This is a genomic window from Pseudoxanthomonas sp. J31 (genome assembly GCF_000510725.1).
Lineage (GTDB): Bacteria > Pseudomonadota > Gammaproteobacteria > Xanthomonadales > Xanthomonadaceae > Pseudoxanthomonas.
In genome coordinates this window covers 127,123-141,090 of the sequence record NZ_AZNZ01000007.1, presented here as the reverse complement: position 1 = coordinate 141,090, position 13,968 = coordinate 127,123, and the positions used below count along the sequence as shown (strand labels likewise).

General features: G+C 71.7%; 9 protein-coding genes. 2 read left to right on the top strand and 7 right to left on the bottom strand.

What is annotated here, in order from left to right; all coding sequences use genetic code 11:
• Positions 1 to 65: 65 nt before the first annotated feature.
• The 6 genes from PSEJ31_RS0109540 to pulA form a co-directional block, all read right to left on the bottom strand.
• A complete protein-coding gene (locus PSEJ31_RS0109540) occupies positions 66 to 497 on the bottom strand; it encodes an HU family DNA-binding protein (RefSeq protein WP_019397559.1) in 432 nt (143 codons plus the stop codon).
• Between the two features lie 148 nt (positions 498 to 645).
• The gene (locus tag PSEJ31_RS0109535; RefSeq protein ID WP_019397558.1) at positions 646 to 1,452 is read right to left on the bottom strand and encodes an alpha/beta fold hydrolase; all 807 of its coding nucleotides are present in this window, start codon (positions 1,450 to 1,452) and stop codon (positions 646 to 648) included.
• On the bottom strand, positions 1,436 to 2,560 hold the full coding sequence (locus tag PSEJ31_RS15945; protein ID WP_037034939.1) for a DUF3182 family protein: 1,125 nt from the start codon (positions 2,558 to 2,560) through the stop codon (positions 1,436 to 1,438). Before PSEJ31_RS15945 ends, PSEJ31_RS0109535 begins: the two co-directional genes overlap by 17 nt.
• A 198-nt stretch (positions 2,561 to 2,758) precedes the next feature.
• Entirely contained in the window at positions 2,759 to 4,372 is a 1,614-nt protein-coding gene (locus PSEJ31_RS0109525; protein WP_028915321.1) for an alpha-glucosidase family protein, read from the bottom strand.
• A gap of 198 nt (positions 4,373 to 4,570) precedes the next feature.
• The gene (locus tag PSEJ31_RS0109520) at positions 4,571 to 6,637 is read right to left on the bottom strand and encodes a glycoside hydrolase family 97 protein (protein ID WP_028915320.1); all 2,067 of its coding nucleotides are present in this window, start codon (positions 6,635 to 6,637) and stop codon (positions 4,571 to 4,573) included.
• Between the two features lie 6 nt (positions 6,638 to 6,643).
• Complete coding sequence (gene pulA, locus PSEJ31_RS0109515; RefSeq protein ID WP_232211009.1) at positions 6,644 to 9,409, bottom strand: pullulanase-type alpha-1,6-glucosidase; 2,766 nt, start codon at positions 9,407 to 9,409, stop codon at positions 6,644 to 6,646.
• Positions 9,410 to 9,617: 208 nt separating this feature from the next.
• Between pulA and PSEJ31_RS0109510 the strand changes: the two genes are divergently transcribed.
• Together PSEJ31_RS0109510 and PSEJ31_RS0109505 are read left to right on the top strand one after the other, a co-directional pair.
• A complete protein-coding gene (locus PSEJ31_RS0109510) occupies positions 9,618 to 11,096 on the top strand; it encodes an MFS transporter (RefSeq protein WP_026010276.1) in 1,479 nt (492 codons plus the stop codon).
• The gene (locus PSEJ31_RS0109505; RefSeq protein ID WP_028915318.1) at positions 11,093 to 12,748 is read left to right on the top strand and encodes an alpha-amylase family glycosyl hydrolase; all 1,656 of its coding nucleotides are present in this window, start codon (positions 11,093 to 11,095) and stop codon (positions 12,746 to 12,748) included. Before PSEJ31_RS0109510 ends, PSEJ31_RS0109505 begins: the two co-directional genes overlap by 4 nt.
• A gap of 42 nt (positions 12,749 to 12,790) precedes the next feature.
• Here PSEJ31_RS0109505 and PSEJ31_RS0109500 read toward each other — a convergent pair whose 3' ends face one another.
• The gene (locus tag PSEJ31_RS0109500; RefSeq protein WP_028915317.1) at positions 12,791 to 13,825 is read right to left on the bottom strand and encodes a LacI family DNA-binding transcriptional regulator; all 1,035 of its coding nucleotides are present in this window, start codon (positions 13,823 to 13,825) and stop codon (positions 12,791 to 12,793) included.
• Positions 13,826 to 13,968: the final 143 nt, after the last annotated feature.

Below are 13,968 nucleotides of genomic sequence, written 5' to 3'. Positions count from 1 at the left end.
CCAACGAAAACGGGGCGGCCTTGCGGCCACCCCGTCGGAAGAAGCTGGTAAGCCCGTCGCGCCGATCAGGCGGCAGCGTCCTTGAGCTTCTTCAGCGGGCGCACCTTGACCTTGACCGAAGCCGGCTTGGCGGCGAACCACTGCTCTTCCTTGGTGAACGGATTGATGCCCTTGCGGCGCGGCTTGGCCGGGACCTTGACGGCGGTGACCTTGAACAGGCCCGGCAGGGTGAAGCTGCCGACGCCCTTCTTGCTGATCGCGCCGGAGACCGCATCCTCGACGGCGGCCAGCACGGCCTTGACGTCCTTGGCGACGACGCCGCTGGTTTCGGACAGGTGCTTGATCAGGGCGGACTTGCCCAGGACTTCCTTCAGCGGGGCGGCCTTCTTCGGAGCAGCGGCAGCCTTCTTCGGAGCAGCAGCCTTCTTCACTGCGGTCGTCTTCGCCGCTTTGGTCGCGGCCTTCTTGGCGGCCGGCTTCTTGGTGGTCTTCGCCATAAATTTCCTGTTCCGTACGTATTGGATGGTGGGCCGAGAGCATCGGCACGGCGAATGTAGGCGATGCGCGGGGCGTCGCCAAGAGGAAAAGCGCGGAAAAGCGGCAAAAAATGCCGCCTGGCGGACGGACGGAGCGCCCCGGGGCGGGTCAGCCCCCGGCCGGCGCCCCCGCGCGGCGGGCCTGCTTGCGCTCGGCGACCTTCTGCCCGGCCTCGCGCTCGCGCGCCGCACGCACCATTTCCCCCAGCCAGCCGGCCAGGACCTCGGTATAGGCCTGCTGCTCGGGCTTGCCGGAAAAGGCGTGGTCCGCGCCGGCGATGCGGCGCTTGGTCAGGGAGCGGGCGCTGGAGAACGCGGCGGCGTAGTTCTCACCGACCATGTGCGGCACGGTCTGGTCGTGCTCGGCCTCCACCAGCAGCACGTCGCCCTGGAAGTCGTGGCAGGCGCGCAGGGCGCGGTTTTCCTGCCAGGGTACGCGGCGGCGGCGGAACGCGGGCAGGTCGGGGTCGGCGTGCAGCTGGCGCTTGGGCAGTTCCCAGCCCTCGTCCTTGTAGATCGCCGGCGAGCGCAGGGCCAGCCAGCGCACCGGGCGCAGCCCGGTCAGCAGGGTCGACAGGTAGCCGCCGTAGCTGATGCCGACCACGGCGATGGCCGACGCGTCCACGTCCGGGCGCGCGGCGAACCAGTCGTAGGCGGCGACCAGGTCGGCCAGGTTCTGCGGGCGGCTGACCGTTTCCCACTGCGCCGCGGTTTCCTCGTGGCCGCGCAGGTCGAAGGTCAGGCAGACGCAGCCGATGCCGGCGATGCGGCGGGCGCGGCCGAGGTCGTGGTCCTGGCTGCCGCCCCAGCCGTGCACGAACAGCACGCCGGGAAGCGCGGGCGGCGGCGACAGCACGGTGCCGCGGACGACCTCGTCGTCGACCCTGATGTCGACCGGGTCAAGGCGGATTTCCATGGACCACAGCGTACTTCAGCACCGGTCCACGTCTTGCGAACGGATCGTGGAAGTGGACCTGCGCATGCGGCGGCGGGCGGTGGGCCAGGTCGTGGCTCTCGTGGCAGGAGGCGGTGAGCGCGCCGCGCGGCACGCGCCCGGACAGGAACGCGTCCAGCGCCACGACTTCCGCCGGCGAGGCCCCGCCCAGGCGCCAGGACTGCTCCAGCACGCCGCAGCGCCAGCGGCCGCGGGCGTCGCGCCCGGCGATGACGTCGTAGTTGCGGCGCGAGGCGTAGAAGCCCGGGTGCACCTCCGCCACCGCGGCGTCGTAGCGGCGCGCGCAGTCCAGGGCCTCGCGCTGGAGTGCGTCGCCGGCCACGGCCTCCAGCGCCTCGTAGCCGCCGGTGACCACCTGCAGGCGCGAGCCGGTGTAGACCTCAAGGCCCTCGCGGTCCGGGGCCTGCTGCTGGGTGCCCAGGTAGGACAGGACCAGGCCGGCGATGCGGACCTGGCCCACGCTGCAGGTGGTCGCCTCGACCAGGTCCTGCTCCAGCACCATGCCGTGCTGCTGCAGCTGCAGCAGGTCGAGCGCGGCCACCGCCTGTTCCAGGTGGTCGGGGTGCTCGACCCGCTGCTGCCCCTGGCCGCCGCGGGCCTGGGCCGGCTTCAGCCGGATCGCGCCGCCGCGCGCCAGCAGCTCGCGCCCGGCGCTGCCGGCCGAGTGCGGGCAGAAGGCGCTGAAGCCGTCCAGTACCACCGGGCGCAGGCGCTCACCCAGCTCCGCGCGCCAGCCCTCGGGGGCCGAGGCGCACTCGCGCGGCAGGCCGTGGGTGATCACCTTGCTGGCGATGAAGGCGTGCGGGACCACCCCGCCGAACAGGTCGTCCTCGCCAGCGATGCCCAGCCGAGCCGCCTGGGCGGCGGTAAGGGTGTCGTCGGGCACGAAGTAGGGGCGCAGCGCCGGCGGATGCGCGGGGTCGTACTCGCCGGCGTACTCCCAGCCGGCCAGTTCGGCCAGGCGCCGCGCCACCCAGGCCTGCGAGGCGCGTTCGTGGTCGCTGCGCGGCTGCCCGCCCGCGCACACCGTGACCACCGCGCGACGGCACCGGTTCGTGGGGGAAGGCATGCCGCTGGCTCTCCGCGGAAGGACGCAGGCAAGCTGCGGCCTTCGCGGTGAAACGGGCGCGAAGGATCGCCGCCCCGCTGCCACGGCGCGTGCGCGGGGTCGTGAAGCGTGCCTGTGTCCGTTTCCGGCGCTGGACCACGGGCACAAAAAAGCCGGGGCATCGTTGATGCCCCGGCCCGACCGCGGCTGAGGGAGGGATCAGCCAGCGAGTGCGAACAACACGCCCCATGCCGGCAGCGTGGCCTGGCCGCCATCGATGCCGACCGCGGCGTAGCCGGGGATGGCCTGCGGCTGCCACTGGCCGTCCGGCAGCGACAGCGTGGCGGCGTTGGCGGAAAGGTTGAACGCCGCCAGCATGCGCTGGCCCTCGTGCTCGCGCACGAACGCCAGCACCGGCTCGGCGGTGTCCAGGAAGCGGATCGAGCCGCGCACCAGGGCCGGCTGCTGCTTGCGCCAGCGCATGAAGGCGCGGAACGCGTGCAGCACCGAATCCGGGTCGGCTTCCTGGCGCTCCACCGCCAGGGCGCGGTGCTCGTCCGGCACCGGCAGCCATGGCTGCACCGGGCTGAAACCGGCGTCGGGCGCGTCCTTCCACGGCATCGGCGTGCGGCAGCCGTCGCGGCCCTTGAAGGTCGGCCAGAAGGTGATGCCGTAGGGGTCGCGCAGCGCCTCGAACGGGACGTCGGCCTCGGGCAGGCCCAGTTCCTCGCCCTGGTAGATGCAGACCGAGCCGCGCAGCGAGCAGACCATCGCCGCCAGCATGCGCGCTAGCTGCGGCGGGGCTTCGGCGCCGCCCCAGCGGGTGACCGCGCGGCGCACGTCGTGGTTGGACACGGCCCAGCACGGCCAGCCCTCGGTCATTGCCGCTTCCAGGCGCTCGACCGTGCCGCGGATGTAGCCGGCGCTGAAGTCGTCCACCAGCAGCTCGAAGCTGTAGCCCATGTCCAGGCGCTTGCCGGAGGTGTACTCGGCGGTGGTGGCCAGCGAGTCCTCCGAGGAGATCTCGCCCAGGGTCACCACGCCGGGGTACTGGTCCATCAGCCGGCGCAGGTCCTCGAGGAAGCCGATGTTCTCCGGGCGGGTGTTGTTGTAGTAGTGGTACTGGAACGCGTACGGGTTGTCCGGGCTGAAGCCGCGGCCCACGCGCTTGTCCGCCGGCTTGGGCGGGTTGTCGCGCAGCTGCGCGTCGTGGAAGCAGAAGTTGATCGCGTCCAGGCGGAAGCCGTCGACGCCGCGGTCCAGCCAGAAGCGCACGTTGTCCAGCGTGGCCTGGCGAACTTCCGGGTTGTGGAAGTTCAGGTCCGGCTGCGAGGACAGGAAGTTGTGCAGGTAGTACTGGCAGCGGCGCGGCTCCCAGCGCCAGGCCACGCCGCCGAAGATCGACATCCAGTTGTTGGGCGGGGTGCCGTCTTCCCTGGCATCGGCCCACACGTACCAGTCGGACTTGGGGTTGTCGCGGCTCTGCCGGCTTTCCAGGAACCAGGGGTGCTGGTCGGAGGTATGGCTCAGCACCTGGTCGATCATCACCTTCAGGCCCAGGCGGTGGGCCTTGGCCAGCAGGCGGTCGAAGTCGTCCAGGGTGCCGAACAGCGGGTCGACGTCGCGGTAGTCGGCGATGTCGTAGCCGTAGTCGGCCATCGGCGACTTGAAGAACGGCGAGATCCAGATCGCGTCCACGCCCAGCGAGGCCACGTAGTCCAGCCGCTCGGTGATGCCCGGGAGGTCGCCGATGCCGTCGCCGTTGGTGTCGAGGAAGCTGCGGGGGTAGATCTGGTAGATGACGGCGCCGCGCCACCACTGGGTATCGGACATACGGGAACCATTACGGATGGGAAGCCGCACCGACGGGCGCGGCGGGGATGGAGGGCCGGGGTGGGCAATCCCTTGCCCGGGCCACCGGCGGTTCCGGTCGCGGCAGGGCTTGCCCGGCGCGCTTCCATTGGCCGCGGCTATGGTAGTGGCGCCCCCTCGCGGCCGAGCGGGGGCGCATACGTATTCATCGGGAGCGCCTTACAGCGGCACGAACCGCACGGCCTGGCCACCGCCGCGGCCCAGGCGCAGCTCCAGCACGTCGCCGGCGCCGACTTCGCGGGTTTCGTGGACGAAGGCGAAGGGCTTGTGCTCCCAGTCCGCGCCGTCGCCGTCGCGATAGATCTCGGCGCGATAGCGGCGGCCGGCATCGAGGAAGGACAGTGGCGCCTGCAGCACGCGCGGGGTGTCGTCGCCGACCGCGCCGAGGAACCACTCCCCGCCGCCGCGCGCCTTGCGTGCCAGCACCGCGTACTCGCCGACCGAACCGTCGACCATGCGGCTTTCCTCCCAGTCCACCGCCACGTCGCGGATGAACTTCAGCGCCTGCGGCTGCCTGGCGTAGTGCTCGGGCAGGTCGGCGACCATCTGGATCGGGCTGTACAGGACCACGTACAGCGCCAGCTGCTTGGCCAGGGTGCTGCGCAGCTTCTGGCCGTTGCGGCCGACCAGGCTGACGATGCCCGGGGTGAAGTCCATCGGCCCGGCCAGCATGCGGGTGAACACCAGGGTGGCCTCGTGCTCCGGCGGGTTCGGCGGATCGGCCCAGGCGGCGAATTCCATGCCGCGCGCACCCTCGCGCGAGACCCAGTTCGGGTACGTGCGGCGCAGGCCGGTGTCCTTGATCGGCTCGTGGGCGTTGACCGCGATCTTCCGCTCCGCCGCGGCCTGGACCACGCGCAGGTGGTGGTTGCTCATCCACTGGCCCTCGTGCCACTCGCGCACCACCGGGCCGCCAGGCTGGTCCTGGCGCTGGATGTCACCGGCGTCGCAGACGTAGCCGGTCTTGACCACGTCCACGCCGTTGCGCGCGTACAGGTCGAAGGCCGCCTCCAGCTGGCGTTCGTAATGGCTGACCGCGCAGGCGGTTTCGTGGTGGCCGATCAGGTGCACGCCCTTGCCGGCGGCGTACTTGGCCAGTTTCGGCAGGTCGAAGTCCGGGGTGGAGCGGGTGAAGTCGAAGCCCCAGCCGTTGGCGAACCAGTTGCCGTCCCAGCCCGGGTTCCAGCCTTCCACCAGCACGCCGCGGAAGCCGTTCTTCGCGGCGAAGTCGATGTAGCGGCGGGTATTGGCGGTGGTCGCGCCGTGCCTGGGGCCGGTGCCCCAGGTCTCCTTCTCCAGGTGCAGCGACCACCACACGCCCACGTACTTGGCCGGCTTGAACCAGCTGACGTCGCCGATGGCGTTGGGCTCGTTGAGGTTGAGGATCAGGCTGGACTCGACCAGGTCACCGGCACGCTCGCCGATCTGGATCGTGCGCCACGGGGTGGCGAACGGGGTGGTGCGGTTCACCGCGCCGCCCTCGCTGGACGGGGTCAGCGCGGCGCGCAGCACGTTGCCGTCGCCACGGGCCAGGTTCATGCCGGCGTAGTCGACCAGCGCCGCCTCGTGGATGGAGACGTGCAGCCCGTCGCCGGTGCGCAGGGTCAGCGGCGTCTGCGCGGTGCCGATCTCGCGCAGCGGGGTGCGCGAGTACAGGTATTCCTCGCGGTTCCATTCGAACGCGGGGATCCACCAGGCGGTGGTGTTGTCCGCATCGGCCAGGGCGAACTCGGTCAGCTCCTGGCGGATGCGCACCTGGCGCGGTCCCGGCTCGGCCGGGAACTCGTAGCGGAAACCGACGCCGTCGTCGTAGACGCGGAACACCACGTCGATCCGCCGTGGCGGCTGGCCCGGCTCGGCCGGACGCTCGGCGAAGCGCGCGCGCAGCTCGTTGTAGCGGTTGCGGGTCAGGCGGCGCTCGCCCCAGGGCTGCTCCCAGGTCTCGTCGAAGCTGCGGCTGGAGTGGTCGATCAGCTCCAGGTTGCGCTCCAGGCGGCCGTCGCCAAGCAGGAAGCCCAGGCGCGAGGAGGCGATCACGGGCTTGCCACGGCGTTCGACGCGGTAGGCCAGGCGGTCCTCGTGCTGGGCTTCGATGGTCACCGCCAGCACCTGGCCGGGGGACTCGATCCGTGCCAGGTCGCGGGCGTGGAGGGGCAGGGCGGCTGCTGCAAGGAGCAGCAGGGCGAGCAGGGCGCGGGGGCGGCGCGGGAGACGTCGTGCGGGCATGGGGGCTTACTCCAGGACGTAGACGAGGACGGTGCGCGGCGGCACGGTGAAGCGGCCGCGCGCGGGTTCGTGGCCTGCTTCGCGCACGCGTGGATCGGCGGCGTGCGGGCCGCGCTGCAGCGGATGCAGGCGCCAGCGCTGGCCGCGCAGCTCCGGCAGTTCCAGTACCTGCGCCTGCGGCGAGGCATTGAGCAGGTAGAGGATGCCGGCGAAGCCGGCGCCCGGATGGCCGCGGCCGTCGAGCAGGCCGGCGACCACCAGCGGGTTCTGGCCAGGGCCGCTATTGGGGAAGCTGAGCCGGCGCGCGACCTCTTCGGCGGTGCGCAGCCGGAACAGGCTGGAGCTGGCGCGGATTGCCAGCAGCTCGCGCAGGGCGGCGCGGGCGAAGGCGATGTCTTCCGGGGCCGGGCGGATGGAGGGATCGGCCAGGCGCGGCGCGATCCACGGCCAGTCGGCTTCGTTGCCGCTGGCCGGCGGCAGGCCGCTGCCGAAGAAATTGTCCCCGCCGCTCCAGTCGATGCGGTTGAACCAGTCGCCGGAGTCATAGCTGTTGCGGTCCATGGACTTGGAGCGCAGCAGGTCGATGCCGGCGTGGAAGTAGGCCACGCCCTGGCTGAGCGCGGTGGTGGCCATGCCCAGCACCTGCACCCGCGCCCGCTCGCTGGCCGGCGTGCCGGCGGGCAGGCGGTAGGCGTTGAGGTCGTAGAGGGTCTCGTTGTCGTGGTTCTCGACGTAGTTGACCACCTCGCCCGGTGCGGGGGCATAGCCGGCCGGCTGGCCGTTGTAGTCCACCTCGTGCAGCGGGCGGGGGCCGTCGACGGTATCCAGCACGTAGTCACGCAGGGTGCCGGCCAGGCCGGCACGGACCAGGTCGGCTGCGCGCAGCAAGGCGGCGCGGCTGGCCACCGGGTCGTCGCCGGCAGTGGCCTCGTTCGGCGCGTAGCCGAGGCCGTTGAGCCAGCCCTGGCGCGCCAGCTTGTCGCGGCCGCTGTCGCCCGGGCCGCCGCCGCGCAGGGCATCGCGCGCGCGGTCGCTGAAGGTGCCGATGCCGCTGCCGCCCAGGGACAGCTGCGAGGCCTGGACGAAGCGGGCGCCATCGGCCACCTCGCCGAAGTTCCAGCCCTCGCCGATCAGCGGCACGTGGCGGCCGGCGACGGCGTCGACCCGGCGCTGCAGGGCTTCCATCGCCGCGCGCGGCTGGTGGCCCATCAGGTCGAAGCGGAACGAGTCGATCCGGTAGTGCCGCACCCACAGCCCGGCCGAGTCGATCATCAGCCGCGCCATCATCGCGTGCTCGGTGGCGGTGTTGCTGCAGCAGGTACTGGTCTCCACCGTGCCGCTGGCGTCGAGGCGGTGGTAGTAGCCGGGCACGATGCGGTCCAGCACCGAGCCGGGGTCCTGGCCGGCGGCATAGGTGTGGTTGTAGACCACGTCCATGCCCACGCGCAGGCCCAGGGCGTGCAGGGCCATGACCATGGCCCGGAACTCGCGGATGCGCACCGCGCCGTCGGACGGATCGGTGGCGTAGCTGCCCTCGGGCGCATTGAAGTGGAACGGGTCGTAGCCCCAGTTGAAGCAGTCGCGCGCGGCTTCGGCCATCACCGCGGCCTGCTGCAGCGGGCTGTCCGCCGGTGCATCGGGCACCTGCGGGGTGGTGCAGCCGGCTTCGGGCACGGAGGCGAAGTCGTACACCGGCAGCAGGTGCACGTCGGTCAGGCCGGCCCGGGCGAGGGCGCGCAGGTGGGCCATGCCGGCGCTGCCGGCGGCGGTGAACGCCAGGTAGCGGCCGCGCAGCGGTTCCGGCACGGTGGCATCACCGATGGAGAAGTCGCGCACGTGCAGTTCGTACACCGACATGTCCACCTGCGCCTGCAGCGCGGGCGGGCGCGGGGCCTGGTCCCAGCCGTCGGGCTTGAGCGCCGGGTCGTCCAGGTCGGCCACGTAGCTGCGGCGCGAATCGGTGCCGAGGCTGGCCGAGTACGGATCGGTGACGCGGTTGCGCACCAGGCCGGTGCCCGGCACGTACACGTCCACCAGCCAGGTGTAATAAGCGCCGCGCAGGTCCTGCGGCAGGCGCGCGGTCCACATGCCGGTGGCCGGATCGGCCGCGACGGCCACGCGGCGGGTGGCCGCGGCATGGTCGCCGGGGTACAGGCACAGCGAGACCTCGCGCGCGGTCGGTGCCCATACGCTGAAGCGGGTGCCGTCCGGCGCGGGGTGCGCGCCGGGCATCGGCGCATCGACCGCGGCGGCATACAGGTCGTCCAGTGCGCCGGGCAGCTGGATCCGGGTGGCGTCCAGCACGCGGCCGCGCGGGTCCTCGCGCACCAGCAGCAGGGCCTGGCGGTAAAGCGCGCGCAGGGCCTGGTCGTCCAGGTCCAGGGCCAGGGTGGCGCCGGGGGCGACATGGCGGAAGCGCCGTGCGACCGTTTCCGCCACGGTGGCGCCGGCCAGCGCTACCTGGCCCTCGGCGCCGCGCACGCGCTGGCCGGGGATGGCCTGCGGCAGCACCTTGCCGTGGTAGAGGCGGTAACGGCCAGGGTCCGGGGCGCCGGGCCAGCGCAGGGTGCGCCGGTCCAGCCAGATCGCGCGTGCGTCGGGAACGGTGCCGGCCTCGGCGGCGAGGACCACGGCCTCGCCGGCGTCGCAGGCTGCGATGGGCAGCACCGCCGCATGCGCGGGCAGGGCGGCAAGCAGCAGGGCACAGCCGCCGGCCGCGCCAAAGGCATGGAACATGGCGCGCACGGTGCGCCGCCGCAGGCTTCGTAGCATCGCCCCTCCCAGAACGCTCCGCGTCCACGGCAGCCGGCCGCGGCGCGAGGGGCCGCACTATCCCACGGGTGCAGTGCAGCATGGGCGCACATGCCGATGAATACGTATGCATGCGCTGTCCGCCGCGTACGGCCGCCGCCTACCATGCCCCGGTACCGCCGGCCGGCGGATCGCGACGCAACGGTTCCCGGAGGGGGGATACAGCGTGATTGAACGCAAACCACGCCTGTCGTTCTGGCAGATCTGGAACATGTGCTTCGGCTTCCTGGGCATCCAGTTCGGGTTTGCCCTGCAGAACGCCAACGTCAGCCGCATCTTCCAGACCCTGGGCGCGGACATGGAGCAGGTGCCGGGGCTGTGGATCGCCGCACCGCTGACCGGCCTGCTGGTGCAGCCGGTGGTGGGCTATCTCTCCGACCGCACCTGGACCCCGCTGGGCCGGCGCCGCCCGTACTTCCTCGCCGGCGCGGTGCTGGCGACCCTGGCCCTGTTCTTCATGCCGCACTCCCCGGCGCTGTGGATCGCCGCCGGCATGCTGTGGATCCTCGATGCCTCGATCAACATCTCGATGGAGCCGTTCCGCGCCTTCGTCGGCGACCAGCTGCCACAGGAGCAGCGTGCCAGCGGCTACGCCATGCAGAGCTTCTTCATCGGCGTGGGCGCGATCGTGGCCAGCCTGCTGCCGTGGCTGCTGGCCAAGGCAGGCGTGGCAAACACCGCCGGCCCGGGCGAAGTGCCGGACACCGTGCGCTACGCGTTCTACGTCGGCGGCGTGGTGCTGCTGGGCGCGATCGGCTGGACCGTGCTGCGCACCCGCGAGTACCCGCCGGAGGACCTGGCCCGCTTCGAACAGGCCGAGTCGCCGGAGCCGGCCCCTGTCATGGCCTCCGTGCCCGGCCCGCTGCCGGCGCTGGCCTGGCTGGTGGCCGGCCTGGGCCTGGCGGCGCTGATCGCGGCCAACGGCTGGGACCGCATGCTCTACGTGCTGGCCGGCATGGCCGCGGCCTACGGCGTGCTGCTGCTGGTGGCGCGGGTGCTGCCGGCCGGGAGCATGCTGCCGGCCATCGCCGCCGACCTGCGCGCCATGCCGCGCACCATGCGCCGCCTGGCCGTGGTCCAGTTCTTCTCCTGGTTCGCCCTGTTCGCGATGTGGATCTACACCACCGCGGCGGTGGCCGGCACCCACTTCGGCAGCAACGACCCGACCTCGGCCGCCTACAACGAAGGCGCCAACTGGGTCGGCGTGCTGTTCGCCGCCTACAACGGCTTCGCCGCGGTGGCGGCCATCGCCATCCCATGGCTGGCCGCACGCATCGGCCTGCGCGGCACCCACGTGCTCAACCTGTGCCTGGGCGCGCTGGGCCTGCTGTCCTTCCTGTGGGTGCGCGATCCGCAGTGGCTGCTGCTGTCGATGGTCGGCGTGGGCTTCGCCTGGGCCTCGATCCTTTCCCTGCCGTACGCGATGCTGTCCGACAGCCTGCCGGCGGCCAAGATGGGCGTTTACATGGGCATCTTCAATTTCTTCATCGTGATCCCGCAGCTGGTCGCGGCCAGCCTGCTGGGCTTCCTGCTGCGTGCGCTGTTCGGCGGCCAGCCGCTGTGGGCCCTGGCCCTGGGTGGCGCCAGCCTGGTGCTGGCCGCGGCCTGCGTGCTGGCGGTGCCGCGCACCGCGGAGGCGCGCGCATGAATCGCTTCCTGCACAAGGCCCTGCTGGGCACGGCGCTGGCGGTCGCCGCCGCACCGGCCTTCGCCCAGTCCATCTACGGCACCCGCGAACCGTTCGCCAGCGAGGCGGTGTACTTCGTGATGACCGATCGCTTCGTCAACGGCGATCCGGCCAACGACCACCGCGACCAGGGCGGCGAGCACCACACCTTCGACCGGCCGCTGGAGCCCTGCGACGGCGTGGTCGGCAACGTCGGCTACCTGGGCGGCGACTTCCGCGGCCTGCTCGACAACGCCGGCTACATCGCCGACATGGGCTTCACCGCGGTGTGGATCACGCCGATCGTGGACAACCCGGACCAGGCCTTCACCGGTGGCGACCCGATCACCTGCGACGGCTTCCTCACCGACCAGGGCAAGACCGGCTTCCACGGCTACTGGGGCGTCAATTTCTACCGCCTGGACGAGCACCTGCCCAGCGAGGGCCTGGACTTCGCCGGCCTGACCGCCGGCCTGCGCGGCCATGGCCTGAAGACCGTGCTGGACGTCGTCGCCAACCACGGTTCGCCGGGCTGGACCATGCCGGTGGCGCAGCCGCAGTACGGCCAGATCTTCGACGCCGAGGGGCGGCTGGTGGCCGACCACCAGAACCTGCCGCCGGAACGGCTGGACCCGGCCGGCAACCCGCTGCACGCCTTCTACAACGACAAGCCCGACCTGGCCCAGCTGGCCGACCTCAATGCCGACAACCCGGCGGTGATGGACTACCTGGTTGGCGCCTACCTGCAGTGGATCGGCCAAGGCGTGGACGCGCTGCGCATCGACACCATCCGCCACCAGCCGCTGGCGTTCTGGAAGGCCTTCACCGACCGCATCCGCGAGCGCCACCCGGGCATGTTCATGTTCGGCGAATCGTTCGACTACGAGGCGGCCAACATCGCCCAGTTCACCCGCCCGGAGAACGGCGGGGTGAGCGTGCTCGACTTCCCGATGAAGAAGGCCATGGACGAGGTGTTCTCGCGCCAGGCCAGCGCCGGGTTCGAACGCCTGGCCGAAGCGCTGTACCTGGAGGACGGCCCGTACGCCAACCCGTACGAGCTGGCCACCTTCTACGACAACCACGACATGCCGCGCATGGACGCCAGCGACGAGGGCTTCATCGACGCGCACAACTGGCTGTTCACCGCACGCGGCATCCCGGTGGTCTACTACGGCTCGGAGACCGGGTTCATGCGCGGCCAGGGCGAGCACGGCGGCAACCGCGCCTACTACGGCGTGGAGAACATCCAGGCCGCCCCCGCGCACCCGATCCACGCCAGCCTGCGGCGCATCGCCAACCTGCGCAAGGCCTCGCCGGCGCTGCAGCGCGGGGTGCAGCTGAACGTCGAACTGCAGGGCGACAGCGCGGTGTTCTACCGGGTCTACGAGGACGCCGGCCAGGCCCAGACCGCCCTGGTCCTGCTCAACAAGGGCGACCGTCCGCGCACGGCGACGGTCACCCGCATGCTCCAGCCCGGGCGCTGGCGCGACGGCTTCAGCGGCCAGGAGGTCAGTGTCGGGCGCAAGCTCCGGGTCGAGGTGCCGGCGCACGGCGTGCGCGTGTTCCTGTACGACGGCCCGGTGACCCGCGCCGACCTGCGCCAGGCCGCGCTGAAGGCCACGCCGCGGCAGTAAGCAGGGCAGGGGCGCCGGTTGCCGGGCGCCCTGCGGCGGTGCTCAGCCGGGCCGCCGGCTGGACTCGCGCAGCACCAGCCGCACCGGCAGCCGCTGGCTCTCCACCGGTTCGCGCTGGATCAGCCGGATCAGGCTGTCCACCAGTACTTCGCCGGCCTGCTTGGTGTCCTGCTGCACGGTCGACAGCGGCGGCTGGGCGAAGCTGGCCATGGCGATGTCGTCGAAGCCGACCACCGCCACGTCCTCGGGCATGGCCAGTCCGTCCTCGCGCAGGGCCTTCATCGCGCCCAGGGCGATCAGGTCGCTGGCCCCGAACACGCCGTCGAAGGACTGGCCGGCGTCCAGCAGGGCGCGCGCGGCCTGGTAGCCGGACTGCTCGGTGGTGATGGCATCGGCCTGCAGCTCCGGTTCCGGCTCGATCCCGGCCTCGCGTAGCGCAGCCTGGTACCCGCGCCAGCGCTCGCGGAACTCGGGGTAGTGCTCGGAGGCGTGGCCGAGGAAGGCGATCCGGCGGCAGCCGCGTTCCAGCAGGTGGGCGGTGATGTCGTGCCCGCCCTGGAAGTTGTCGCAGCCGATCGACACCCCCGGCTCCCCGGGCAGGGCCGCGCCCCAGCGCACGAAGTGGGTGCCCTGTTCGACCAGCTGCTGCAGTCGCGACTGCGATTCCAGGTAGTCGCCGTAGCCCAGCAGGATGATGCCGTCGGCCTTGTGGCTGTCGGCGAAGTCCGCGTGCCAGTTGGTCGACAGCTGCTGGAAGGAGACCAGCAGGTCGTAGCCGCACCGCGCGCAGGCCCGGGTGATCGACCCGAGCATGGAGTGGAAGAACGGGTTGATCAGCGAGTCGTCCGGGGTCGGGTCCTCGAAGAACAGCAGGGCCAGGGTCCCGGACTGCTGGGCGCGCAGGTTGGAGGCGTTCTTGTCGACCTTGTAGTTGAGCTCGCGGGCAATGGCCAGGATCCGGCGCCGGGTCTCGGGGTTGACCGACGGGTGCCCGCGCAGGGCGCGCGAGACGGTCGGCTGGGATACCCCGGCCAGGTGGGCGATGTCGAGGGACGTGGCCTTGCCCCGGATGGTCATGCGAAACCGGCTCCTCCGAGCCCGGAACGGTGCTGCAACGGCGGGACATGATGCCACGGGGCCCGCCACTACGTCCGTCCGCCCGGCTGCGCTAGAATCGGGGGCCTCGCCGCCGGCACGGTGCCGGCGCGCCCCAGGACAAG

Coding starts and splice junctions, on each gene's coding strand:
- PSEJ31_RS0109540 (WP_019397559.1), bottom strand. CDS start 497: ATGGCGAAGACCACCAAGAAGCCGGCCGCCAAGAAGGCCGCGACCAAA.
- PSEJ31_RS0109535 (WP_019397558.1), bottom strand. CDS start 1,452: ATGGAAATCCGCCTTGACCCGGTCGACATCAGGGTCGACGACGAGGTC.
- PSEJ31_RS15945 (WP_037034939.1), bottom strand. CDS start 2,560: ATGCCTTCCCCCACGAACCGGTGCCGTCGCGCGGTGGTCACGGTGTGC.
- PSEJ31_RS0109525 (WP_028915321.1), bottom strand. CDS start 4,372: ATGTCCGATACCCAGTGGTGGCGCGGCGCCGTCATCTACCAGATCTAC.
- PSEJ31_RS0109520 (WP_028915320.1), bottom strand. CDS start 6,637: ATGCCCGCACGACGTCTCCCGCGCCGCCCCCGCGCCCTGCTCGCCCTG.
- pulA (WP_232211009.1), bottom strand. CDS start 9,409: ATGCTACGAAGCCTGCGGCGGCGCACCGTGCGCGCCATGTTCCATGCC.
- PSEJ31_RS0109505 (WP_028915318.1), top strand. CDS start 11,093: ATGAATCGCTTCCTGCACAAGGCCCTGCTGGGCACGGCGCTGGCGGTC.
- PSEJ31_RS0109500 (WP_028915317.1), bottom strand. CDS start 13,825: ATGACCATCCGGGGCAAGGCCACGTCCCTCGACATCGCCCACCTGGCC.